Origin of the sequence: Cryobacterium sp. Y11, from assembly GCF_002929535.1 — a bacterium.
Lineage (GTDB): Bacteria > Actinomycetota > Actinomycetes > Actinomycetales > Microbacteriaceae > Cryobacterium.
This window is the reverse complement of sequence record NZ_PJJO01000006.1, coordinates 1-1,273: the sequence shown is the minus strand read 5'-3', so window position 1 is coordinate 1,273 and position 1,273 is coordinate 1. Positions and strand designations below refer to the sequence as shown.

General features: G+C 60.4%; 1 protein-coding gene. It reads left to right on the top strand.

Going from position 1 to position 1,273, the window contains the following annotated elements; all coding sequences use genetic code 11:
* Positions 1-716 (top strand): helitron helicase-like domain-containing protein (locus tag CXY75_RS00045; RefSeq protein ID WP_233201634.1); only part of this gene is annotated, 716 nt, incomplete at its 5' end.
* Between the last annotated feature and the right edge of the window lie 557 nt (positions 717-1,273).

Genomic DNA, 1,273 nt, shown 5'->3' with positions numbered 1-1,273 from the left:
CTGCTGCTGCTCGTCGACAGACTCGGTGGCTCTGGACAGTCGACGCTCCGAAGCTGTCCGGTTCGGGCTACGCGCTGACACTGACCGTCAGGGATACTCCGGACACTGCCGCTGAGTTCCACGCGCTGCGGCGTGCATGGCTCATGCGTTTATCGCGCATGGGTTCCACCCGCGTGCATTGGGTCATCGAGTGGCAGCGGCGGGGCACGCCTCACTTGCACGCCGCCGTTTACTTCGATCGCGTGCTCACCGGTTTTGAACGCACGATGTTGGCCGGGCATTGGGTAATGGTCGCCAATGCTTTTTCTGCGGAAATCTTCGCTCAGGATGTCGAAGACATACGCGATTCCGAGGGCTGGCTCAAGTACCTGAGTAAGCACGCTTCACGCGGTGTGAATCATTACCAGCGCGACGGGCACCCGGAGAGCTGGGATCGAACGGGGCGGCTCTGGGGCGCATCCGGCAATTGGCCGGTGGTTGAGCCGGTGGTGATTGACGGACTCAATAACTGGGAGTTTTACCGCGTACGGCGTCTGATGCGCGCGTGGGCTTTCGCTGATGCTCGCAAGGCTGGTGACGTGCGCCGTATGAAATTTCTTCGGCAGTCGATTCGCGTCCTTGATGAGCGCAAATCTCGCTTCCAGGGCGCCGCTGAGTGGATTCCCGAAAGCGTTGCCCTTCGCCTGGTCGAATTCCTGCGCGAGGAGCAGCGATGAGCGCCCGAAGTCGGGCAAAGCATCGCCACATTCGCGCCGGCCGTTTGCGCATCCGGAGTTTGCGGGTCGAACTGCGGATCTCATGGAACGCTCGAGGATTAGCCATTTCTCAGGGATCAATTCGATAAGTGGAACGCTCATGGGCCGCTTTTGCCCATGAAATAGTGAACGGTCGGATTGGAACCGAACGTGAGAAGCCTCCAGAGCCGATCTGGGGGCTTTTCTGCTGCCCCTCCGGCGGTCCGACTGCGGCGGAGCCGCTGAGGCCGTCGGCGGGATCAGAGAGCGTCAGATGGACCGGTGCGCTCGCTCGGTTTGATTCCCGACGCACAGTCTTGATTAGTTAGGTTCATATGTGCACGAGCCATAGGATGAGCAAAGAAAACCCCCCACACGGCTTCGCAGGCCGCTGGGGGATGGCCCGCACTTCCGATTTTCCAGAGGGAAAAATGCCGACGATGAAACTTTACCAAAATGGGACGAGCGCGTACATGGGCGGCGTCGGAACGCACAAGAGGGCCAAGCGTGGCCTCGTTACCGGCTGGTCTGCTGCTGCT